22 protein-coding genes and 2 pseudogenes are annotated in these 20604 nt (G+C 59.8%); 5 read left to right on the top strand and 19 right to left on the bottom strand.

Annotation, left to right across the window (positions count from 1 at the left end; genetic code table 11):
* Positions 1-508: 508 nt before the first annotated feature.
* The 3 genes from rpsT to mutM form a co-directional block, all read right to left on the bottom strand.
* Positions 509-772: a 30S ribosomal protein S20 gene (rpsT, locus tag FIV09_RS18140; RefSeq protein WP_152452243.1), complete on the bottom strand. Its 264-nt coding sequence runs from the start codon at positions 770-772 to the stop codon at positions 509-511.
* Positions 773-958: 186 nt separating this feature from the next.
* On the bottom strand, positions 959-1735 hold the full coding sequence (locus FIV09_RS18135; protein WP_152452241.1) for an enoyl-CoA hydratase: 777 nt from the start codon (positions 1733-1735) through the stop codon (positions 959-961).
* Positions 1736-1799: 64 nt separating this feature from the next.
* Positions 1800-2651 (bottom strand): bifunctional DNA-formamidopyrimidine glycosylase/DNA-(apurinic or apyrimidinic site) lyase, encoded by an 852-nt coding sequence (gene mutM / locus FIV09_RS18130; protein WP_152452239.1) that lies wholly within the window; start codon positions 2649-2651, stop codon positions 1800-1802.
* Between the two features lie 138 nt (positions 2652-2789).
* Between mutM and ubiE the strand changes: the two genes are divergently transcribed.
* On the top strand, positions 2790-3542 hold the full coding sequence (gene ubiE / locus FIV09_RS18125; RefSeq protein WP_152452237.1) for a bifunctional demethylmenaquinone methyltransferase/2-methoxy-6-polyprenyl-1,4-benzoquinol methylase UbiE: 753 nt from the start codon (positions 2790-2792) through the stop codon (positions 3540-3542).
* Positions 3543-3546: 4 nt separating this feature from the next.
* Positions 3547-5079, top strand: a complete 1533-nt coding sequence (ubiB, locus tag FIV09_RS18120; protein WP_152452235.1) for a 2-polyprenylphenol 6-hydroxylase — start codon at positions 3547-3549, stop codon at positions 5077-5079.
* 217 nt (positions 5080-5296) lie between these two features.
* On the opposite strand, the gene FIV09_RS18115 is transcribed toward ubiB, so the two are convergent.
* The 3 genes from FIV09_RS18115 to FIV09_RS18105 form a co-directional block, all read right to left on the bottom strand.
* A complete protein-coding gene (locus FIV09_RS18115) occupies positions 5297-5965 on the bottom strand; it encodes a flagellar hook capping FlgD N-terminal domain-containing protein (RefSeq protein ID WP_152452233.1) in 669 nt (222 codons plus the stop codon).
* 7 nt (positions 5966-5972) lie between these two features.
* A complete protein-coding gene (locus tag FIV09_RS18110; protein WP_172975765.1) occupies positions 5973-6845 on the bottom strand; it encodes a flagellar hook-length control protein FliK in 873 nt (290 codons plus the stop codon).
* 74 nt (positions 6846-6919) lie between these two features.
* A complete protein-coding gene (locus FIV09_RS18105; RefSeq protein WP_152452229.1) occupies positions 6920-8164 on the bottom strand; it encodes a hypothetical protein in 1245 nt (414 codons plus the stop codon).
* A gap of 167 nt (positions 8165-8331) precedes the next feature.
* Here FIV09_RS18105 and FIV09_RS18100 point away from each other — a divergent pair, with 167 nt between their 5' ends.
* The 3 genes and pseudogenes from FIV09_RS18100 to FIV09_RS20765 all read left to right on the top strand — a co-directional run.
* Positions 8332-8610 carry a rod-binding protein gene (locus FIV09_RS18100; RefSeq protein WP_152452227.1) on the top strand — a complete coding sequence of 93 codons (279 nt, stop codon included), beginning with the start codon at positions 8332-8334 and terminating at the stop codon, positions 8608-8610.
* Positions 8591-8935: a hypothetical protein gene (locus tag FIV09_RS18095; RefSeq protein WP_152452225.1), complete on the top strand. Its 345-nt coding sequence runs from the start codon at positions 8591-8593 to the stop codon at positions 8933-8935. Before FIV09_RS18100 ends, FIV09_RS18095 begins: the two co-directional genes overlap by 20 nt.
* Positions 8936-9125: 190 nt before the next feature.
* A pseudogene (locus FIV09_RS20765) lies at positions 9126-9263 on the top strand (flagellin); the annotation flags it as partial.
* Positions 9264-9301: 38 nt separating this feature from the next.
* Here the strand turns inward: FIV09_RS20765 and FIV09_RS18090 are convergent.
* From FIV09_RS18090 to bchL, 13 genes and pseudogenes are all read right to left on the bottom strand, one after another.
* Positions 9302-10519: pseudogene (locus tag FIV09_RS18090) on the bottom strand (flagellar hook protein FlgE); the annotation flags it as partial.
* Between the two features lie 121 nt (positions 10520-10640).
* Positions 10641-11474, bottom strand: coding sequence for a flagellar motor protein MotB (locus tag FIV09_RS18085; protein ID WP_254702443.1), 834 nt, complete (start codon positions 11472-11474; stop codon positions 10641-10643).
* 116 nt (positions 11475-11590) lie between these two features.
* Positions 11591-11986: a cytochrome c family protein gene (locus FIV09_RS18080; protein ID WP_152452219.1), complete on the bottom strand. Its 396-nt coding sequence runs from the start codon at positions 11984-11986 to the stop codon at positions 11591-11593.
* Between the two features lie 77 nt (positions 11987-12063).
* Positions 12064-13278 (bottom strand): 5-aminolevulinate synthase, encoded by a 1215-nt coding sequence (gene hemA / locus FIV09_RS18075; RefSeq protein ID WP_152452217.1) that lies wholly within the window; start codon positions 13276-13278, stop codon positions 12064-12066.
* Positions 13268-14071 carry a putative photosynthetic complex assembly protein PuhE gene (gene puhE / locus FIV09_RS18070; protein WP_152452215.1) on the bottom strand — a complete coding sequence of 268 codons (804 nt, stop codon included), beginning with the start codon at positions 14069-14071 and terminating at the stop codon, positions 13268-13270. Before puhE ends, hemA begins: the two co-directional genes overlap by 11 nt.
* Before the next feature lie 112 nt (positions 14072-14183).
* Positions 14184-15335 (bottom strand): magnesium-protoporphyrin IX monomethyl ester (oxidative) cyclase, encoded by a 1152-nt coding sequence (gene acsF / locus FIV09_RS18065; RefSeq protein WP_152452213.1) that lies wholly within the window; start codon positions 15333-15335, stop codon positions 14184-14186.
* Entirely contained in the window at positions 15332-15628 is a 297-nt protein-coding gene (locus FIV09_RS18060; protein WP_152452211.1) for a hypothetical protein, read from the bottom strand. The genes acsF and FIV09_RS18060 overlap by 4 nt, the downstream gene beginning before the upstream one ends.
* Before the next feature lie 23 nt (positions 15629-15651).
* On the bottom strand, positions 15652-16113 hold the full coding sequence (gene puhC / locus FIV09_RS18055) for a photosynthetic complex assembly protein PuhC (protein ID WP_152452209.1): 462 nt from the start codon (positions 16111-16113) through the stop codon (positions 15652-15654).
* Between the two features lie 9 nt (positions 16114-16122).
* Entirely contained in the window at positions 16123-16773 is a 651-nt protein-coding gene (puhB, locus tag FIV09_RS18050) for a photosynthetic complex putative assembly protein PuhB (RefSeq protein WP_152452207.1), read from the bottom strand.
* Positions 16774-16806: 33 nt separating this feature from the next.
* Positions 16807-17580 (bottom strand): photosynthetic reaction center subunit H, encoded by a 774-nt coding sequence (gene puhA / locus FIV09_RS18045; protein WP_152452205.1) that lies wholly within the window; start codon positions 17578-17580, stop codon positions 16807-16809.
* 26 nt (positions 17581-17606) lie between these two features.
* Positions 17607-19031, bottom strand: a complete 1425-nt coding sequence (locus tag FIV09_RS18040; protein WP_254702273.1) for a PucC family protein — start codon at positions 19029-19031, stop codon at positions 17607-17609.
* A complete protein-coding gene (gene bchM, locus FIV09_RS18035; protein WP_152452203.1) occupies positions 19028-19684 on the bottom strand; it encodes a magnesium protoporphyrin IX methyltransferase in 657 nt (218 codons plus the stop codon). The genes FIV09_RS18040 and bchM overlap by 4 nt, the downstream gene beginning before the upstream one ends.
* Positions 19684-20604 (bottom strand): ferredoxin:protochlorophyllide reductase (ATP-dependent) iron-sulfur ATP-binding protein, encoded by a 921-nt coding sequence (gene bchL, locus FIV09_RS18030; RefSeq protein ID WP_172975788.1) that lies wholly within the window; start codon positions 20602-20604, stop codon positions 19684-19686. Before bchL ends, bchM begins: the two co-directional genes overlap by 1 nt.

Here is a 20604-nt window from a genome sequence, read left to right as displayed (position 1 = left end):
TCTCGATCTTTCCCCAAGCTTCGATCAATAAATACAGACGCAGCCCCAACTGCACCGCGGACACAATCGATCAGGCAAAGCGTACCCACCCCGATCCCGGACGGAATCGGACGGATAAGAGTGACAGCCGAACGTCATCGCGCAGGCCCCTACCTGCACGACAACCCGACACGCCACTGGCGCGATAATGGACAGAGCCTGACAGCACGACAAACGCCGTGCGCAGGACTGAAGGCATTTCAGTCCTCAGAGGTTCGATCAACGGAACCAAACCAACGTTCCGTGCCGAACTCTCGACCTGTCCCCCCAAGCGATCGTGACTCGCTAAGGGGAAATTAGAGGAGGGAAACGCAGGCCGGCAACTGCTCTCTTCTATTGACTCGGGATTCAGTCGAAAAGAATCTCATGCGCGTTCCGAAAAGCCACACAGGGCCGCAGACAAAACAAAAAGGCGCCACAAAATGACGCCTTTTCAGGATCTTACCGATAAATCTGGTAAAGTTTCGTTTTAGGCCAATGCTTTGACCCGTGCCGCGAGACGCGACACTTTCCGCGATGCGGTGTTTTTGTGGAAGACACCCTTGGTGACGCCGCGCATCAGTTCGGGCTGGGCCACCTGGAGGGCTTTCTGGGCCGCGTCCTTGTCGCCAGAGGCGATCGCCTCTTCGACTTTGCGCAGGTAGGTGCGGATGCGCGAACGGCGTGCGGTGTTGATCGCGTTGCGACGCTCGTTCTGGCGTGCGCGCTTCTTGGACTGGGGCGTATTTGCCATGATGATCGACCTTACTTCGTGTTCCAAATGTCTTGCGCGGCAGAGACGCCACACCCGGATCACACGACCGGATCGATTCTTGCCTGAGCGGGCATCACGCGCATTTCGCCGCGACCGATAGGCCAATTGGCGCACCAAGGCAACCCGGGAATCGCCGCGGGCGTACGGCCCACGATGCAGCAGCGGTTACTTGTCGCGGAATTGCGGTGTGCGCTTTTCCTGGAAGGCGGCCATGCCCTCTTTTTGATCTTCGGTCGCGAACAGCGAGTGGAACAGCCGCTTTTCAAACAGGATGCCCTCGGCCAGCGTCGTCTCGTAGGAGCGATTGACGGCCTCCTTGGCAGCCATCGCCGACAGCATCGATTTCTCGGCGATCTTCTCGGCCGCGCCCTGGGCTTCTTCCATCAGCGATTTGACCGGCACGACCCGGCTGACGAGGCCTGAGCGTTCGGCCTCCTCCGCATCCATGAAACGGCCCGTGAGGTGCATGTCCATCGCCTTCGACTTGCCGACGAACCGGGTCAGGCGCTGCGTGCCGCCGATGCCCGCGATGACACCCAGGTTGATCTCAGGCTGTCCGAACTTGGCGTTGTCCGCGGCGATGATGAAATCGCACATCATCGCAAGCTCGCACCCGCCGCCCAGCGCATAGCCCGCAACGGCTGCGATGACGGGCTTGCGCACCTTGGTCAGGGCGTCATGCTCGGGGCCGAAGAAATCCTGCAGGAACACTTCGACGAAGCTTTTCTCGGACATTTCCTTGATGTCGGCGCCCGCGGCGAAGGCTTTCTGCGATCCGGTCAGGATGATCGCGCGCACCTTGTCGTTCGCGTCAGCCTCGCCCAGCGCGGTCGCAAGCTCCCGAAGGAGCTGGCTGTTCAGCGCGTTCAGGGCGTCGGGCCGATTGAGTTTGATGGTGCAGACGTGGTCTTCGATATCGACGATGATCGTCTCGTAAGCCATGAAACGGAGCTCCGTGCGCTTCGGTCAGACCCATGTGGTTATCATGTCGCGGCGTTCGTTCAAGCTATCTTTGACACTGTGCGCAGTAGAAAGAGGATCTGCCCGATTGCACGATCCGACGCACGACGCCACCGCAGCCATTCCGCCGACAGGGCGCGCCTTCCCGGCCATAGACGTCAAAGCTGTGCTGGAAATACCCCAGCTCGCCATTGGCCTGACGAAAATCCCGCAAGGAGGATCCCCCCGCCGCAATCGCGACCTGAAGCGTCTCGCGGATGATCGGCACGAGGCTGGCCACCCGCTGCGCACCGATTCGACCCGCCTTGCGCGCCGGATGGATGCCCGCACGAAAGAGCGCTTCGCAGACATAGATATTGCCGAGGCCCGCCACGATCTTCTGGTCGAGCAGTGCCGCCTTGATCGGCGTGTTGCGCCCCTTCAGCGCTGCGATGAGATGCGCCTCGTGGAACGTGTTGCCCAGAGGCTCGGGTCCGAGCGCGGCCATCAGGGGATGGGCCTCGGCCTTGTCGGTTTCCATCAGGTCCATCGCGCCGAAGCGGCGGGGATCGTTGAAGGTGATCCGCGCGCCGTTCTCCATATGAAAGACCACATGGTCATGCTTTTCGGGCGCCGGATGGTCGTGCACGAACTGACCCAGCGAATCGCCCGAGATCAGCACACGGCCCGACATGCCGAGATGCATCAGCAGCGTCTCCCCGGTCGACAGATCGGCCAGGATGTATTTCGACCGCCGCCGAAGCTGCATTACCTGCGCGCCGGTGAGCCGTTCCGCCATGCGATCCGGGAAGGGCCAGCGCAGATCGGGGCGGTTCACATCCGCCTGCACGATCCGCACGCCCTCCATGGCGGGCGCAAGGCCACGGCGCACGGTTTCGACCTCGGGCAGTTCTGGCATGGGCGGCTCCTGTCTGGCCGCGCTTAGATAGGCCGCGCGCCCTCCGGCGAAAAGACCCGCGCCGATTTGACTGTTTGTGGCCCGCGCGCCATCTCTGTACGACGTCAGCAACGCTGACAGAGTGCCGGGATGCCTTTCATGACTGACGATCACAACAAGACCACGCATTTCGGGTTCGAGGATATCCCCGAGACGCAGAAAGCAGGTCGCGTGCGGGGCGTCTTTCAGTCGGTCGCCTCGAAATATGACGTGATGAACGATGCCATGAGCCTGGGCATCCATCGTCTGTGGAAAGACGCGATGATGGATTGGCTGGCTCCGCGGCGCGGGCAGCGTCTTTTGGACGTGGCGGGCGGCACCGGCGACATTTCGTTCCGGTTTCTAAAGCGGGCGGGCAGCGGCCATGCCACCGTGCTCGACCTGACCGAGCCCATGCTCGTCGAAGGTCGAAAGCGTGCCGAGGCCGAAGCGATGCAGGACAGCCTCGACTGGGTCGTGGGCGATGCGATGGCGCTGCCCTTTCCGGACAACAGTTTCGACGTCTACACGATCAGCTTCGGCATCCGGAACGTGACCCGTCCCGAAGAAGCGCTGGCCGAGGCTTACCGCGTGCTGAAGCCCGGCGGGCGGCTGATGGTTCTGGAGTTTTCGCAGATCCCGCAGCCCGGGCTGCAGAAGCTTTATGACATCTATTCCTTCAATGCGATCCCGGCGCTTGGCCAGATGATCGCGGGCGACCGCAACAGCTATCAATACCTTGTCGAATCGATCCGCCGCTTCCCCGATCAGGAAACCTTCCTTGGGATGGTGCGCGCCGCGGGCTTCGAACAGGCCAAGTACCGCAATCTGACCATGGGCGTTGCCTGCCTGCATTCCGGATGGAAGCTCTGAGCTGATGCGCGGACCGATCAATCTCTGGCGGCTGATCCGCACCGGCGCCACCTTCGAACGTTCCGGCGCGATGAAGGTCGTTCTCGATGCAGTGGATGCGCCGCGCCCGGTCCGCATTGCGGCTCGAATCATCGGGCGGCCCTTCTCGTTCCTGGGCTATGATGGCGATCCGAAAATGCCGCCGGTGACCCGGGCGCTGACCGCGCTTGGGCCGGCCTACATCAAGTTCGGGCAGATCCTGTCGACGCGCCCGGATGTCGTCGGCGAGGAGCTTGCCGCCCAACTTCGGGTCCTTCAGGACAAGCTGCCGCCCTTCCCGCGCGATGCCGCGCGCAGGGCCATCGAGGAGGAACTAGGCGTCGATCCCGGCGACATCTTCTCGGATTTCAGCGAACCGGTCGCGGCGGCCTCCATCGCGCAGGTCCACAAAGCGGCACTTGCCGACACTGGCGAGGTCGTCGCCGTCAAGGTGCTGCGCCCCGGGATCGAACGCGCGTTCCGCCGCGACATCGACGCCTTTTATTTTGCCGCGCGCTGCATCGAATTCGTCTCGCCTGCGTCGCGGCGTCTGCGCCCCGTCGACGTGATCGCGCATTTCGAAGGTGTCGTGTTGGGCGAGCTGGACTTGCGGCTTGAAGCGGCTTCCGCCTCCGAATTCGCCGCGAATACCGAGGCCGATGATGGGTTCCGCGTGCCCCAGGTCAAATGGTTCCTGTCCGGCCGTCGGGTCATGACCCTCGACTGGGTCGAAGGTGCGGCCATGGGGGACAACGCAGCCCTCGATGCGGCGGGAATCGACCGTGTGGAATTGTCGGAGCGCGTGCTGCAACTCTTTCTTAACCACGCGCTGCGCGACGGTTTTTTCCATGGCGACATGCATCAGGGCAATCTGAAGGTTGCCGCGGACGGGGCGATTCTTGCTTATGATTTCGGGATCATGGGCCACATCGATGCCTATACCCGTCGTGTCTATGCCGAAATCCTCTACGGGTTCATCCGTCGCGACTACAAACGCGTCGCCGAGGTGCATTTCGAGGCAGGCTATGTGCCTGCGGATCGCGATGTGGATGAATTCGCCCGCGCGCTGCGTGCGGTGGGCGAGCCCATCTTCGGCATGGACGCGACCCGCATCTCCATGGCGCGTCTTCTGGCCTATCTGTTCGAGGTGACCGAACGCTTCGGGATGGAGACCCGAACCGAGCTTATCCTCTTGCAACGCACCATGGTTGTGGTCGAAGGCGTCGCGCGCTCGCTCAATCCGCGGATGAACATCTGGCATGCCGCGAAGCCCGTGGTCGAAGAATACATCAAGAATTCGATTGGGCCCCGCGCCGTCCTTCATGATCTGCAAGAAACCGCGAAGGTTGTTGCCCGTTTCGGACCTCGATTGCCAGGCCTTGTCGAGGGTCTGCTCGTGCAGCAGACGCAGTCCGGTCAGGTGGCCAAGCCATCGCTCTGGCCGACGCGCTTGATCTGGGCGGCCTTTGGCGTGGCTGGTGGCGCGGGCAGCGTGGCCCTCACGATGCTTCTTTTGTAGCAGCGCGGGTCGATATGCTGACCTTCGCGCGGGTTTCTCTCGTTTGAAGTCCCTGCGGGTGCGGCTGTTTTCTGCGGCTCAGCCGCCGGTACATTTGCGCGGCGCGGAGCATGATAGACCCGGCATCTTGGGAGCGATCCGACATCGCCCCCTAAGTAGGGCAGCCCAAGTATTCCTTGGCACGAAATTTCGCCCACCGGGTGTGCGCCCAAATCGATCATCCTTCGGCCAGCCGCACCGCGCTGACTTCGTTCATGGCCACGCTTGCGCCGCTTTGCAGTGTCAGCGAGACACCATCTGCATCCGCCGTCACTTCGGCCACCTCGCCATACGCATGGGCCGTTGTGGTCGCGATGACCCGGCCATCCTGGGCGCTTTCAACTTCGAACGTGTAGACGCCGCTGGGTAGCGGAGTACCATTCTCGTCCGTCCCGGCCCAGACTATCTCATCTGGCGGTACCGAAAGCGCTTCACGGCTGACAATGGCACCCGCGCTATTCTTGACGATCAACTGCGCAGACGTGGCGCCGGTCGCTGTTTGCGGAGCCAATTGAACAGGAGTGCCGGTGAACATGACCGGTGCCTGCACAAGTACATCGGCTCCGACCCAGCCCGACAATTCGGACATCGCCGACCCCGATAGCTGAGATTGCATCTGTTGCAAAAGATCGTTGGTCAACACCTGCTGCTCCACCGCGGCGAAGGTCGCAAGTTGCGCCGCATAGTCAGAAGACTCAATTGGATTGAGCGGATCCTGGTTCTCGGCCTGTGTCACGAGCATTTGCAAAAAGGTCTCGAAATCCGAAGACAGGGTTGTTTCGCGCTGCTCCTGCGTGGCTCCTGCGCCGGCGCTGAAGGCAGGGGATATACTGGCATCAATTTGCATTATTCTCTCACAATCTGAGGTCTAGGCCATCGCGACCGGTTTCCGAACCAGGCACGGCTTTTGAGGATGGGGCGGGCAGAGCGATCGCTTCGCTTACGGAATTGTCGTCTGTGGAGAGCTGCGCTCGATCACTCATCTTCGAGCCAGTGCCGAAACCGAAACTCGCCAGATCAAGGCCAGCGTCTGAAAAGACGCGTTCAAGAGCTGCTGCATGCCGTCGCAACAAGTCGACAGTTTCCATGCGATCCCCGACGATCTGGACGTTGAAACCGGCCTCCCCAGCCGAGATTGCGATGCGCAGCCGCCCCAGTTCCTCGGGCTCAAGGCGCAAATCAATCACTCCGGAGGCATCGACGCGCAGATGCTCCGCGATTTTCCTCAAAATCGGCTGCGCTTGCGGAGAAACTGATATCGACGGAGTGCTGTTTTGCGCTCGGCTTACTCCGTCGGTTTGACTTGAAGCCAGACCAAAACCCTCTTGATGCGCCATTCGCTCGCTGGTTTCAGCCTCGAGATAAGATGTCTTATCAGAACCATGTATAAACGACCGCGGGCTTACCGGCAAAGTTTGCACCTCTGAGTTCACCTCAGACTGCAACACGGCTGTTTTCGTTGCTGGCCCAATTTCTTCCGCAGCGGGATTTATATCTTTAGCAGATGCCTCATTGAATTTTATTAGTCGCGAAGGTTCATAATGAAAGGACAACCCTTTATTGGGTCGGACCTGAGTGACAATGTCCAACCCTTCTATCTCAGGCGCAGATTTTGTTGTCGATATTTGCTCTGTAAACAAGCGAGACTTCTCCGAGTACATTGGCCTAGATTCGCTCACCCCTATCATTTTAGGACTTAATTCAGGGAATTTTACACTACTTTTCATGTTCGCTGGCTTCATATTGGCAGATTCAATTAAATACTGTGAGCCACCCGTTCGTAGATTGTCTGAGGTTAGTACTATTTTAGTTCTTCATTATTAATGATTGATGTACGAAGTACATTGGTTAATAAAATCCTTTCAGAAGGAGTTATTCTGTTTCCAAAAATCGTACGTCGAGGTTGCAAACCGGGACCCCTTCCACTGTCAGAGACTGGAAAATCAGGCTCCACCAAAAATACACTTTTTTGCTTATGGAAATCCGTACAATGAAGCGGTGTCGGTTCAGACTTCTCCGTGCCAAAAATCGCTTGGATTTTCTTTTGTTGAGGTTTTGAATTGTCTTTCTGCGAAAAACGATCAGAAAGTTGTAGTAACCGTAGACTATCCGGTTCATTAAACTCTGGAATTTTTGTCGTCACAATAGTATCATCAGTTTCAGGAACTGAAGTGGCTTTATTGATGGATCCGAAAGGGATGCTATGCTCTGGCAGTATGTCATTGCCATAATAATTCTGGTCCGAAATTCTGATTTCTTGAAATGGACTTGTAAAATTTATATACGCGCCTTTTCCATAATCTTCGCCCCTAAAGGACTTATTCAGAACACCCAAGACGTTAGACTCTGTTTCTTGCGATACCTTTAACTCATTGTGATATTCATCATTTTGTAGATCATTACTATTATGCGACAACTCCCTTCCGCATATGAAATCGCATTCTTCCAGATGCTCACTTGAATAAGAATGCTTACTTTCGAAATTTTCTTGATTTCTTTCTGTAGCTATGTTCGCTTTGAGTGGCTGGACGCCCCCTAAATTATTCCGCGCCATCTCTGATGAAGTGCGGCCATAATCTACTGGAGATTGTTCTGACACACCTTGAACACGAACATTATTTACTGCAGCTCCTCTTTCAATATTGTTGAATTTATTTTGTTTCTCAAGATGTTTTGTACCTTTTACCGCAGATTGATAAAATCGAAAAATTCCTAAACCTGAATTAATTGAATAACTCTTGTCTCGTCTAAAAAGTGGCTGCGCATCTTCAATTCTGCCCTCTGCCTTTTCTGAGCGAAGGATATCCAAGAGCGCTATTTCTTTAGAGTTTGGTATTTTGCCCTCTTCTAAATTTAACTTTTCCTTTTTTGGCTCATCTATGGCGTCAGATTCACATCTCGCTTCCACGATTTTCGATACATCTACACCTGGTTGCTCAGAGGTTTGATCAACCTGTGCGAGCGCAGCCCTCTCGTCGGTCTCTTCTTCGAACCTATTGTAAGTGTCGGAGAAATCGCTCAGTTCAGGTGAGGGATCGGGTTTCATGCTGCAACAATTACCATGCTGCGCGTTCGCTAGGGATTGTAAGGTAGAAGTTACACGCTGCATCAAATGCTCCGCAATATTTTTAGCGCTCTAACACGCATATCCTTACCAAATATTTACTGAGTATACGGATAGTAGCTAAAAATCTGATTATCTTGGGATCACTCATGCAGACCTATCTTTCTGTCAAAACTATTCATATGAACGAACCAAGACTACGTTCTGCAGCCGTCGCGCTAGAGACACAACTCATAGCGGAGATGTTATTAGCCGCTGGTCTCGGGGAGCCTCGACGAGCTTTTGGCGGTGGCGCCGGAGAAGCACAATTCTCCTCCATGTTGAATGATGAATATGCAAGTGCAATCGTGGAGGGAGGTGGTCTTGGCTTGAGCGAGCATATCTTCCAAGTACTTTTGGAGATTAGAGATGAACCAACAGATATTTGATAAACTTGACAGTCTACTCGAAGAAGAGCATCGCGCGCTTCTGAAGGGAGATTTTGAAAGTATTGGCGATCTTCTCAAAGAAAAGCAGAGGATTCTCGATATGATAGGCTTAGATGAAGATGCCGCTTATTTAGACGCGCCAATTATATATAAATTACGCAGAAATCTTACGCTTTATGATGAGGCTCTTGCGGGCTTGCGTGCAGTAGCTCAACGCATTGGAAATTCATCCAAAACACGTGCAGAATTACGAATCTATGGCAAAGACGGACATACTACATCATTTGTGACGGAAGCTCGGAAAGCACTTGAGAGGCGAGCATAGAAATATTGATACTAATTAGCGATATTTCATGCATGCCTATTAGGAAGAATTTAGGGCTTTCAGAAAGAATATCACGACGCGTCCTCAGCGACGGCACGCAATATCCAGTGCGTACGATTCAGAATGATGATCCTCGCCCCTACCGGGCAAAATCGATGCAAAAGCATCCTTTCAAAAGGAAAAGCTGAAAATGTCCAGCATTCTGACGAATAACGGCGCAATGGTCGCGCTGCAAACCCTCAAATCGATCAACCGGAGTCTCGCTGAAACGCAGTCCCAAATTTCTACTGGTAAATCAGTAGCGAACGCCAAGGACAATGCCACGGTCTGAATGACCTTGGCATTCGATGAATAGGCGCGCTGGGTCTGGATGAGTTGCGTCAGTTCGGAGGCCACATCGGTGGTGGATTCCTCGAGCGCGTAGGCCACGATGTCGCCTGTCGGCCCGTCAGCTGCGTCCCACAGGAAGAAGCTGCCGCTTTCGAAGGAAGGCGAATAGACCTGATTGTCCATCTTCACGAGCCCGTTCGGATTGGGCACGTCGACAAGCGGAACCTGGTAGATGGTGCGCGTGATGCCAGTGTCGAAATACGCATGAACCATGCCGTTCTCGTCGATCTCGACCGAGGTCATGTTGCCCACCGGCGATCCGTCCTTCGAGATGTTCAGGGGCGCGAAACTGTCGGACAATTGTGTGATACCGTTGCTGGCGCCAATCTCACCGATGGTGATCTCAACCGGGCCTCCCGCCACGTTGACGATCAGACCGCCCGTGGCTGGATCATACGCGCCGCCCGAAACGGTCGTCACCGATGCCAGCGTACCGCCGCTGGCGCGGGAATCGTCGAAGACCAGTTCGTATTCGCCGATGACCACACCTGGTGTCGCGCTGTCTTCGATCACCATGGTCCAGGTATTTGATGTTCCCGTGGCGGGAATCGTCGGCGTGTAGGTGATCTCGAGCGTCTCCGAGACACCGAGATTGTCGTAATACTCGACCGACAGAACCAGCGGATCAGCGGAAGAGCCTGCATAGGTTTCGGTCGCAGGCAGGTTCAGCCCGAGCGTTACCTTCGTGGTCGGCTCCCCCGAGAACTGGTTCACATTGATCTGAACCGGCTCCAGCCCGTCGGAGGTATCGCGTGGATAGGTTCCGATGGTGCCGTTCGGCTCCGCCGGCCAACCCAGCAGCATCAGGCCATCGGTGGTCACGAGATAGCCGTTCTCGTCGGTGTTGAACGAGCCTGTCGTGGTCAGGAGCATCTGCGGCTCGCCATTGGCGGCCTGCACGTCCGACGCCTGCGCAACGGGAATGAATCCGCGTCCGCGCACCGCGATATCTGTGGCATTCGACGTGGTCACGAGCGAACCGTTCTGATCGATCTGGTAACTCGTCGAGGTCCGCACGCCACCTGCGGTATAGGTCCCGCCCGAATTCGCCATCACGATCGAATGGAAGTCCGTTTCCGACTGCTTGTAACCGTAGGTTTCGGAATTGGCGATGTTGTCGGCGATGGTGCCGAGCTGATTCGCGTTCGCGGCCAGCCCGGACACACCGGCATTCAGGGAGGAGGAAATCGTCATGACTGGCCTTTCTGCTCTGTCGCGTCCTGGCCTTCGTACCGTGCGGACCTTTAAGGTCTGACTAACGGCTAAAATCCTTTCTATCCTTTTTCGCCTTCCACAGACGTCCGCGGGGAGAGGCCTAGCGCAGGAAGACAAGCTCCACGCGGTTGTTGCGCGCAAGGGTCTCGCCCCGCTTGTCGGCATCGCGGTCGCCATGGGCCGTAACTCGCCGGATCTGCCGGTCGGGCAGATCGGCATCGATCAGCCGGTCGAGCACGACCGCGGCGCGCGCACGGCTCAGCCGCCATGCCGGATCTTCCTCGAGGACCAGCGGAAAGCGGCGCACATGCGTGCCGATGGCAATCTCGTTCTCCACGAGGCGCGCCATTTCGGAGACCAGCCAAAGCAACTCGTCGAGGACAGGCGTCATCTCGGCCTCGCCGGTAAAGAGCGGCGCATCCGGGAGATCGGACATGGTGATGACCAGCCCTTCCTCGGTAATGCGGGTGGCAATATGCGCCATCAGCGCGTTTCCACTGGCGCTTTCCACCACCCGCTCCCGGAAGATCTGCTCGATATCCGCGAATTCGGCATCCATCTTGCTCTGGACGCCATCGCTTTCGGTGTCCTCGCGGTTGGCACTCTGAACCACGGGCTGAAAGCTCGACGCGCCGGTGCCGTTCTGCGGCAGCGTATCCTCCGCAAAGACCGAATTGCCCTGCATGGAGCCAGAGCCGCCACCGGAGATCTTGCTGATCGAAACCGTCGGCGCGAAATAATCGGCAAGCCCCTTGCGCTGCTTCTCGGTCGTGGCGTTCAAGAGCCACATGAGCATGAAGAAGGCCATCATGGCCGTCACGAAATCGGCGTAAGCGACTTTCCAGGCCCCGCCATGGTGCCCGCCGCCTTTGACGATTTTCTTGCGCTTGATAATGATCGGCGCAGCATTACTGCCGGACATGCCATTCGACATCTCACCCACTCCTTTTTTCAACCGGGATCAGGTTTAGGAGCGAGGTCTTACCGAAATCTGAACGTCTCTGAGCAAGATGCGCCGGGTTTTCTGAGGATTTTCGTCAAACGCGCCGCTTAGCGAGCGAAGTTCTGCAGGTACCTGTAGACGTCGTCCCCACCCGTCTCGAGCCGGAAAGCCATGCGCGCACGGGCAGAAGGATCGTCGAGATAGGCTTTGAGATATTCGGTCGGATTGCGCAGATACGCGGTGAACGCATCCTGCGACCAGACCAGACCTTGCTGTCGGGCCACGCGCATGGATTGCGAATAGTTGAAGCCCGGCTCCGACGCGGCAGGGCTGCCCGCGATCCCGTAGAGATTGGGGCCGATCCGACCCCCGGCAACGAGCGTCTCACCGCTCGGAGAGACGACGGAGTGGCAGGCGGCGCAGCGTTCGAAGAGCCGCGCCCCCTCTTGTGCGAGGGCGGGATGAGCGAGGGAAAAGAGGCAAATCAAAAAGGGACGCAGCATAATGATCACAATTCAAAACGAGTCTGAATGTCATCTATGATGCCGCGCCCTCTATTGCACGGGGTGATCTCACACGATCACGCGACTGCGTGGGCGATCGCGCAACGTTTCCAGAGCGTTGCAAGGGCCTGCACGAGATGTTCGATATCCGCGTCGGAATGGAGTGGACCGGGCGTGAACCGCAACCGCTCCGTCCCCTTGGGCACCGTGGGATAGTTGATCGGCTGCACGTAGATCCCGAAATCCTGCATCAGGATATCCGCCAGCTGACGGCACTTCACCGGATCCTTGATCATCACCGGGATGATATGGCTCGGATTGTCGAGATGCGGGATGCCCAGCGCGTCGAGCCGCATGCGCAGTTTGGCGACCTGGGCCTTCTGGCGGTCGCGCTCCTCGCAGCTTTCCTTCAGATGCGCGATCGAGGTGCGCGCGGCGGCTGCGACCGCAGGCGGCAGCGCCGTCGTGAAGATGAAGCCTGAGGCGAAGGAGCGGATGAAATCACACAAGGCGGTCGAGCCGGTAATGTAGCCGCCGACCACGCCATACGCCTTGCCGAGCGTGCCTTCGATCAGGGTGATCCGGTCCCGCAGGCCCAGTTCCTCGGAGAGGCCGCCACCGCGCGGGCCGTACATGCCCACCGCGTGCACCTCGTCGAGATAGGTCATAGCACCATGCTTTTCAGCGACATCGAGGATCGCCTCCATCGGGCTGATATCGCCATCCATGGAATAGACCGACTCGAAGGCCACGATCTTGGTCGCGTTCGAGGGCAGCGCCGAAAGCTTGCGGTCCAGATCCTCGGGATCGTTGTGCTTCCAGATGACCTTCTTGGCCCGCGAATGACGGATACCCTCGATCATTGAGGCGTGGTTCTTCTCGTCCGACAGGATCACCGCGTCGGGCAGCATCGCCCCCAATGTCGACAGCGCCGCCCAGTTGGAGACGTATCCGCTGGTGAAGAGCAGCGCCGCTTCCTTGCCATGCAGATCCGCGAGCTCGGCTTCCAGAAGTGCATGCTGGTGGGTGTTGCCCGAGATGTTGCGCGTGCCCCCTGCCCCGCAGCCATGCTTGGCCACGGCGTTCTGCATGGAGGCGATCACGTCGGGGTGCTGACCCATGCCTAGATAGTCGTTGGAGCACCAGACCGTCACCTCATCAGGCGCGTCATCGTCATGGCTTCTGGCCTTCGGGAAGGCGCCGCATTTGCGCTCCAGCTCGGCGAAGATTCTGTAATTTCCATCCTCGCGCAGAGTGTCGAGTTCGGCGTTGAAAAGGGCGTCAAAGTCCATGGGCGTCCTCCCGGGTCTTTTGGTTTTGTTTGGGCGCGGGCAACATCCAGCGCCAAAGCTTCTCATCGGGTAGCGGCAGGACCATGAACCAATGCTCCAGGAGAGCGAGGGCGGTCAGCGCGGACAGAAGCGCGAATCCGGCCGTCTCGGCGGGCGAGGCGGCGGAATAGATACGCTCTAGCCAGCAAGCGGTGGCAAAGCTGAGCGCGGTGATCGAAACCGGAAAGAGCGCGTTCATCGGCGCGATCCGGAAATGGCTGGGCAGGTGCGACAGAGCCGAGGGCAGGAACTCGGTGTTGATCTTGGGCACACCCAGAAAAAGGTTCAGCTTGGCGGAGACGCGCGCGAAGAACAGGACCGCGAAGGTCCAGACCCCGAACATGTTTGCGGCCCCGTGCAGTGCCAGCCACATCGCGATCAGCGAGAACACGAGCACGATCTCATGGTAGGCAATCGTGCCCCATGCGCGCAGGAACCGCTCCCATCCCGGGGACGTACTGGGGCAGATATGCGTGTTCGGTCCGGTGACGACACCGGCGAGGAAGGCCAGTTCGATCCAACCCCAGATGGCGAGCGCCGACAGGAAGGCGAGGTAGACGCCGCCCGCGTCGAGACGCGTCTGCGAGGTCCAGAGCCCCCAGGCCCCCAATGCCAGGACCGGAAGCGCCAGAAGCGTCACCGCAAGCGAGCGGTTGCCACGATCCGCAGAACGGACGACCAACAGGATCAGCCCGGTGGAGAACCACCAGGCGAAGAGCGCCAGAAGCGCCGCGATCCAGGGATCGGTCAGCATGGACACGTCCCCCGCGCGGCAAAGCGCACGCACCACATCACCGCCGCCCTGTCATTGCCAAGGCAAGAACAGTAACCGGGCACCCGAAGGCGTGAGTGATGCGGCGCAAGGATCAATAGACCGGCTCCAGACGTGTGCTCTCGGGCACCCGGTGCTTGTGCGCGGGGATCGTGTAAAGCTGCACGAAGCACATCGCAGCCTTGGCCGAATTCGCCCAGGACTTGAGCCGACCGCCGATGCCGCCCTGCTCCTTGCCCTCCGCAATCGCGACATTCGCCCGCTGCAGACGCTCAAGCGTCGGCTGCCAGCGCGGATGCTCGATATCGAGGGTGATCGGGAAGATCTGCTGCGTCAGCTTCGAGGTCTTGGTGAAGACCTCATGCGCGTACCAGTCGGGATCGACGCCCAGCGCCGCGTGGAAGGCGGGACGCTGATGGTCGCGCACATACATCGTCGCGTAGACCGCCGTCAGGAAGAACTTGATCCACAGCACGTTCTTGCCCGAGGTCAGCTTGGGATCGGTCTTCATCAGAAGCGCGAAGGCCTCGCCATGGCTGAACTCGTCGTTGCACCATTCCTCGAACCATTTGAAGATCGGGTGGAAGCGGTGCTCGGGGTTCGCCTCGAGATGGCGGAAGATCGTGATGTAGCGCGCATAGCCGATCTTCTCGGACAGATACGTCGCGTAGTAGATGAACTTCGGGCGAAAGTAGGTGTACTTCTTCGACTGGGTCAAAAAGCCCAGGTTCACCCGCAGACCCGCCTCGCGCAGCGCGTCGTTGATGAAGCCGGCATGCCGCGCCTCGTCCCGCGCCATGAGCTGGAAGAGTTGCACGATATCGTCGTTGTTTCCGCGCCGCTTCATCTCCTTGTAGAGCACGCAGCCCGAGAATTCCGCCGTGCAGGAAGAGATCAGGAAATCGATGAATTCCTTCTTGAGCTCGGGCTCCATGTTCTCCCAATCGACATGGTCCCAGTCTTCGTTCTTCTTGAAATGGCCCTTGTTCGGGTCGCTCACCATCTGGGCGATCAGCTTGTCCCAATCCTCGCGCACCGAGGAGACGTCGATGGCATCGAGCTCGTCGAAATCGGTGGTGTAGAACCGCGGCGTCAGCAGCGTGTTGGCCATCGCCGTGTTGGTGGCGAAATCGTCATCGTACTTGGCCTGCTCCTGCTGAAGGGCCAGGCTTTCATCGACATTGGTGATGTCGGCGGTATGCGTCGCCTTGGCGCTGCGCAGATCGGATGTGTTCTGAACGTTCATAGCCGTGCCTCCCCGGAGAAGGAAAATTCGCACAATTCCATCACTTCGATATCGCCCGTCATGCGGGTCCAGAGCTGTTCGAGCTTGGAAGCGCGGACGATGATCGCTTCGCGGTCCTCGGATACGACCTCACCGAAGGGGGCCATGATCTCGGGCCCCTGGACGGTCACTTCGTCGCCCGGGTAGATCACGGCGCCGTTGTTGAAGCGCACATGCGCGTGCAGGCTTTCGAACTTATGAGAGATCTCGACGGTGCAGGGCGCCCTCTCGATCTCGCGTGTCAGTATTCCCATGGTCTCGGTTCCCTTTTGAGGTTTTAGCGCAGCAGCCTGGCGAAGGCCGCTGCGTTATCTGCGCCAAACCCCATGAGGTCAGCGCGCCATCCGGTTGACGGATCGAAGATCCCCATCCGGCCGTTTTCGTAGGCGACAAGCCGGATCGGCCCGTCGAGCGGTTGGCGGGCATTGGTCCGTTCCCGCTCAAGCACCCGTGCCACACCGGCGATGAACCCACCTTCCTCGGGTCCGAAATCGACGATCACGGTGCCATTCTGGTCCAGCACGCGAGCTGCACCGGACAGCTCTCCCGACAGGAAGATCGTGCGTTCCTCGGCGACCGGGCTTTCGGGCGGCAATGCCTCCAGCGGACGGTCGGTCCAGACCCAGAAGCTCGTCAGCGCGAGGATCACGAGGACAAGCGCCGTCATCGCCCGCACCAGTGCCACGGGCACCATGTCAGGCGCATCGTGACGCAGGCGGGGTTGGGTTCGCGAACTCATCTCCGCCTCCTATTCCGCGGCCACGGCAGCGCCGGGCGCTGTCGCGGGGGCTTCATCGTTTCGCACGAGGCGCGGATCGGAGATGCGCGTCATCGCAGCCTCCCCCAGCATCGCCGCGATGCGATCCGCATCCGCGATGCAGCGCAGGGCAGGCTGCGTCGGGTTCATCTTCCAGGGTCGCACATGCGGCCAGCACACCAGGTAGGACAGCCGCGTCTCGCCCAACGTCCGGAACGAGATCGTGCCGGTCCCGTCCTTGCGTCGCGCAAGATCTGCCGCGGCGATCTGACTGTAAGGCAGGTTCAGCGTCATGGTCAGCGCCGCACCGATCCGCATCGCCGCGCGGCGATTGGTGATCGTGTAGACGGTGGCCCGCGCCTGCACGTAGGCGATCAGGAACAAAAGCGCGCAGGCGACGGCCCCGAGGATCAGCATCGGCAATGCGGCACCGATGGCCTGACCGAGCGGCATCAGGTCCGACACCGCGATGAACCGCCAGATCGCCAGCACCACGAAATATCCCGCGACCCATTTGAGGTTCAGCGCCTCTCGGGCGAGCGCCCAGGCCTGCGGCCGCCCCTGCCAGAGGATGCGTTCCCCCTCTGGCGGGGTTTCCGGCAGCCCGCGCACGGGCTCGGTTGCGAAATCATCGTGGTGCATGGCTTTCCCTCCTACGCGGCGAACAGCTTTGGCTTAGAGCTGCGGTTCCTGCCGGGCCTTGTCTGCATAGAGGACGCCACCGCCGTAATAGGCGCTGATCTTGTCCTCTTCGAGCTTGGTGACCTGGCCCGGTGTCTTGATCTGCGGGACGCCCGCGAAATGCTCGGCATAGAGCGTTTTCACATCGACCCGGTTGCCCCAGATCCGTGCCAGCGTCAGCGGGACGAGACGCTTGCCCGCACCGCCTTCAAGCTCGATCTCGAGGTAGCGGACCAGTTGTTCCGGCTCATCGACCCACATGTCCGACACCATGCCGACGACCTTCATGTCGCCCGATTGCACCGGCAGACCGCGCGGATCATTGCCCGCCGCGACGCTGAAATGGGCATCTCCCCCCATGGGGATGATCTTCGGCTTGCCATGGCCGTCGAGCTCCGGCTCGTCCCGGCGATTGGCCCAGGCTGCGGGCCCGATCCCGTTGGCCAGCGGATCGCCGACCGGATCCCAGGGGAAGCCGCCGCTATCGAATTCGCGCGCCATGTTGGCGTGATAATCGTCGCGATCAGGCGGCTGCTGGGAGGGCACGGTATAGGTGCCGCGCCCATGGGGCAGATGGAACGTCTTGTCTTTGGGGTTCGGGAAGACCGATCCCGCATCCGCCTGGCTGCCATCGTCATCGACGAGCGGATAGCCCTCACGCTGGTTCTCGCGCTGGATCCAGATCACCAGCCCGACAAAGAAGATGAAGAAGAGCCACAGCGAGATGCTCGCCAGGTCCAGATTTCCGAAGATGTAGTCTTCAACCATTGTTAGGGTCCTCCATCATGGTTGCGTCAGGTCGGGAAGTCGGCGAGGCCGAACTTCGCCGGACCCCCCGTTGGCTTCCGCATCCGGGTCACCAGCGGTCCGAGAACCGCCAGCGTCAGGAACAGAAGTCCGATTTCGATATGGTAGACGACGGAGTAGCCCGTCGCTTTCGTCGCCAGCGCCGTGCCCAGATCCCCTGCCATGGCGTGCAGGTTCACCCAGTCGCGCAAAGCGCCGCCGAAGGCGGTGGACAGCCCCGCCGCTGTTGCCTGCGCAGCACCCCAGGCGCCAAGCGCAAGGCCCCGGCCCGCGAGGCCCGCGGCAGGCATGGTCATCGCCGCCATCAGCGTCGAGACGGCGAAATACCCACCGCCGAGACCGATCAGCCCGGCACCCGTAAAGAACAGCGCGCTGGACTCCATCGGTGCCGCAAAGATCACGGTCGAGAAGGCCGCCACGCCCACCAGCACGCCCGACGCGGCCATCCGGTAGGGATTGCCGCCGCGCGCCAGCATCCGGCCGGCAAAGGCGAAGCCGATCAGCGCGCCCGCCGCCCACATAGCGGTCAAAAGCGTGGTCGAGGAAATGGAAAGGCCAAGGATCTCGCCGCCATAAGGCTCGAGCAGGACGTCCTGCATGTTGAACGCCATGGTGCCGATGAACACGACGACCAGGAGGCGTCCGGCAATGCCACCCTTGGCGAAATCGGCCCAAGCATCGCCGAAGCTGGGCCGCGGCTCCGCGCGTTCAGCGGCTGACATGGGGCGCACCTGCTCCTGCTTCCACAAGGCAATGAGGTTCAGCGCAAGGCCTGCGACCGCGGCGCCCTGCACCACGCGAATGAGCCGAAGCGGAGTGTAATCGCTCAGAAGCCAGCCGATGATCAGCGCCGACACGCCCATCCCGACGAGGAACATCACGTAGAGGAGCGCCACGACCCGTGGGCGCGTCTCGTCCGTCGCCCGGTCCGAGGCCAATGCAAGGCCCGCCGTTTGCGTCATGTGCAGGCCAAGACCCGTCATCAGGAACGCCAAAGCCGCCAGCACCTCACCCGCGAAGGGCACTTCGTGGATCACGTCTCCGCCCAGCACGAGAAGCGCGAACGGCATGACCGCAAGCCCGCCCATCTGCCAGAGCGATCCGAACCACAGATACGGCACCCGCTTCCACCCGATGGCAGAGCGGTGCGTGTCCGACCGGAACCCCAGAAGCGCCCGGAACGGCGCGATCAGAACCGGCAGCGCGATCATCACCGCCACGATGGTTGCCGCGAGCGACAGCTCCACGATCATTACCCGGTTGAGCGTGCCCAGAAGCATCACCGTTGCCATGCCCACCGACACCTGAAACAGCGACAACCGCAGCAATTGCGAGAGCGGCAACTCCGTGGAGGCCGCGTCCGCAAAGGGCAGGAAGCGCTTTGTCAGGTGGATGAGGCGCGGTTGGCTCACGGATGCACCTCCATCGCATGGGAGATGTAGAAGCCCGAGGAGACGCGGCCCAGATCGCGCCCGCCATGGCGCGCGATCAGGCGCTTCGGCGCATGCGGCACCATCACCGGGGAGCGGTCCGAGCGCGGGAAGAGCTTGCCCGCATACCACATCATCATCAGCGGTGTGGTCCGGGGGGCGACCGTGAAGATCGTCTGTTCCGCACGGGCAGACAGCCCTTTGAGCGCGTTGTCGAGATCCTGCGGCCCGTAATAGATCAGGCTGTCCATTGCGAGTATCGCATCGAAGGTCCCGTGCACCGGGTCGAGCATGTCGCCCGCGCGGAAGGTCACCCGGCCCTGCAGGTGCTCCGGCAGACGCCGCGCGGCCACTTTCAGAAGTTCGGGCGAGATATCGACGGCCACGACCTCGGCTCCGCGCGCGGCCAGTTCCGCACTCATCTGGCCCGCACCACAGCCCGCATCGAGCAGACGCGCACCGCGCAGATCCGCAGGCAGCGCCGCCAGCATCCGCGCGCGCATCTCGTCACGTCCCTTGCGCACCGTCTCGCGGATCCGGCTGACCGGCGCATCCGAGGTCAGCGCCTCCCAGGTGCGGGTCGCGGTGCGGTCGAAATAGGTCTCGACGCGGTTGCGGGTCAGCTCGTAGCTCATCAGTCGAATCCCAGAAGCTCGAAGATTTCGCGGTCAGGCAGGGGTGCGGGTGCCAGCGCCTCGGTGCCGTTGAACAGCGCCTCGGCAAGGCGGATGTATTCCTTGCGCGCCATGACGATGTCTTCTTCGTCGGGCATGTCGAAGAGGGTCTTTTTCTTCAGGCGCGAGCGGCGGATCGCATCGATATCGGGCATATGCGCGATGCGGTTGAAGCCCACCACGTCGCAATAGCGGTCCACCTCGTCGGTGGCTTTCGAACGATTGGCGATGCATCCCGCGAGCCGAACCTTGTAGTTCTTCGATTTGGCCTGCACCGCGGCGATGATGCGGTTCATGGCGTAGATCGAATCGAAATCGTTGGCGGTGACGATCACTGCGCGATCCGCGTGCTGCAGCGGGGCCGCAAAGCCACCGCAGACGACGTCGCCCAACACGTCGAAGATCACCACATCGGTGTCGTCCAGCATGTGATGCTGCTTCAAAAGCTTCACGGTCTGGCCCACGACATAGCCGCCGCAGCCTGTGCCTGCGGGCGGCCCGCCCGCCTCGACGCATTTCACGCCGTTGAAGCCTTCGGTCACGAAATCCTCGGGCCGCAATTCCTCGGCGTGGAAATCGACCTCCTTCAGGATGTCGATCACCGTTGGCTGCAGCTTGCCGGTCAGGGTGAAGGTGCTGTCATGCTTGGGGTCGCAGCCGATCTGCAGCACGCGCTTGCCGAGCTTCGAGAACGCGGCCGAGAGGTTCGAGGATGTCGTAGACTTGCCGATCCCGCCCTTGCCGTAGACCGAGAACACCTTGGCCCCCTCAATCTTCATGCTGTCATCCTGGTGCACCTGCACCGATCCTTCGCCGTCCTGACCCTTCAGAACGGGGGGCGATTGCACGCGCCGTTCCTTCAGGCCTGCGGCCTCGCGCAT

The sequence above is a fragment of the Roseivivax sp. THAF197b genome (assembly GCF_009363255.1).
Classification (GTDB): domain Bacteria; phylum Pseudomonadota; class Alphaproteobacteria; order Rhodobacterales; family Rhodobacteraceae; genus Roseivivax.
Note: the sequence above shows the minus strand (reverse complement) of the source record. Positions and strands in the feature narration are given on the sequence as shown.

Bases quoted from the DNA above. Each gene is read 5' to 3' on its own strand.
- FIV09_RS18105 (WP_152452229.1), bottom strand. From the start codon at position 8,164: ATGAAACCCGATCCCTCACCTGAACTGAGCGATTTCTCCGACACTTAC.
- FIV09_RS18115 (WP_152452233.1), bottom strand. From the start codon at position 5,965: ATGCAAATTGATGCCAGTATATCCCCTGCCTTCAGCGCCGGCGCAGGA.
- puhE (WP_152452215.1), bottom strand. From the start codon at position 14,071: ATGCTGACCGATCCCTGGATCGCGGCGCTTCTGGCGCTCTTCGCCTGG.
- FIV09_RS18135 (WP_152452241.1), bottom strand. From the start codon at position 1,735: ATGGCTTACGAGACGATCATCGTCGATATCGAAGACCACGTCTGCACC.
- hemA (WP_152452217.1), bottom strand. From the start codon at position 13,278: ATGGACTTTGACGCCCTTTTCAACGCCGAACTCGACACTCTGCGCGAG.
- FIV09_RS18110 (WP_172975765.1), bottom strand. From the start codon at position 6,845: ATGAAAAGTAGTGTAAAATTCCCTGAATTAAGTCCTAAAATGATAGGG.
- FIV09_RS18060 (WP_152452211.1), bottom strand. From the start codon at position 15,628: ATGGGAATACTGACACGCGAGATCGAGAGGGCGCCCTGCACCGTCGAG.
- puhC (WP_152452209.1), bottom strand. From the start codon at position 16,113: ATGAGTTCGCGAACCCAACCCCGCCTGCGTCACGATGCGCCTGACATG.
- mutM (WP_152452239.1), bottom strand. From the start codon at position 2,651: ATGCCAGAACTGCCCGAGGTCGAAACCGTGCGCCGTGGCCTTGCGCCC.
- rpsT (WP_152452243.1), bottom strand. From the start codon at position 772: ATGGCAAATACGCCCCAGTCCAAGAAGCGCGCACGCCAGAACGAGCGT.
- puhA (WP_152452205.1), bottom strand. From the start codon at position 17,580: ATGGTTGAAGACTACATCTTCGGAAATCTGGACCTGGCGAGCATCTCG.
- bchM (WP_152452203.1), bottom strand. From the start codon at position 19,684: ATGAGCTACGAGCTGACCCGCAACCGCGTCGAGACCTATTTCGACCGC.
- FIV09_RS18085 (WP_254702443.1), bottom strand. From the start codon at position 11,474: ATGTCGAATGGCATGTCCGGCAGTAATGCTGCGCCGATCATTATCAAG.
- FIV09_RS18095 (WP_152452225.1), top strand. From the start codon at position 8,591: ATGAACCAACAGATATTTGATAAACTTGACAGTCTACTCGAAGAAGAG.
- bchL (WP_172975788.1), bottom strand. From the start codon at position 20,604: ATGCGCGAGGCCGCAGGCCTGAAGGAACGGCGCGTGCAATCGCCCCCC.
- acsF (WP_152452213.1), bottom strand. From the start codon at position 15,335: ATGAACGTTCAGAACACATCCGATCTGCGCAGCGCCAAGGCGACGCAT.
- FIV09_RS18100 (WP_152452227.1), top strand. From the start codon at position 8,332: ATGCAGACCTATCTTTCTGTCAAAACTATTCATATGAACGAACCAAGA.
- FIV09_RS18080 (WP_152452219.1), bottom strand. From the start codon at position 11,986: ATGCTGCGTCCCTTTTTGATTTGCCTCTTTTCCCTCGCTCATCCCGCC.
- puhB (WP_152452207.1), bottom strand. From the start codon at position 16,773: ATGCACCACGATGATTTCGCAACCGAGCCCGTGCGCGGGCTGCCGGAA.
- ubiE (WP_152452237.1), top strand. From the start codon at position 2,790: ATGACTGACGATCACAACAAGACCACGCATTTCGGGTTCGAGGATATC.
- ubiB (WP_152452235.1), top strand. From the start codon at position 3,547: ATGCGCGGACCGATCAATCTCTGGCGGCTGATCCGCACCGGCGCCACC.